The organism is Mesorhizobium sp. M2E.F.Ca.ET.219.01.1.1 (genome assembly GCF_004016445.2).
In the GTDB taxonomy this organism is placed as follows: domain Bacteria; phylum Pseudomonadota; class Alphaproteobacteria; order Rhizobiales; family Rhizobiaceae; genus Mesorhizobium.
In genome coordinates, this window is the sequence record NZ_SADT02000065.1 from 1 (window position 1) to 407 (window position 407).

A 407-nucleotide genomic window follows, 5' to 3' on the forward strand; every position below is an offset into this window, starting at 1 on the left:
GTAGGAGGATCAGCAAGTCCGATGCTTTGCCGCCATGAGCGGCTTACTTGATGGCATCCCAGCTCTTCTGGATGTCGGTGGCGACGTCCTGGGCGGACTTGCCGCCGACGAGGTCGATCATGCCGGTCCAGAAGGAGCCGGCGCCGATCTTGCCGGGCATCAGGTCTGAGCCGTCGAAGCGGAAGGTCGAGGCGTTGGCCAGGATGTCGCCCTGCTTCTTCAGCGCTTCGCTGGCATAGGCTTCCTTGTTCACCGCCTTGTAGGGCGTCACGAAGCCGCCCTGGGCCATCCAGATCTCATGCGCCAGCGGCATCTTGAGGAAGTCGATGAAGGCGCGGGCCGCTTTCGAATCCTTGGTGATCATGGCCAGCGTGCCGGCGCCGAGCACCGGGGTGCCAAGGTCGGGC

The 407-nt window shown here is 64.1% G+C and carries 1 pseudogene; it reads right to left on the reverse strand.

Features of this window, described 5'->3' with window-relative positions:
• Nucleotides 1–43 precede the first annotated feature (43 nt).
• Nucleotides 44–407, reverse strand: a pseudogene (locus EN862_RS34935) (alpha-glucoside ABC transporter substrate-binding protein); the annotation flags it as partial.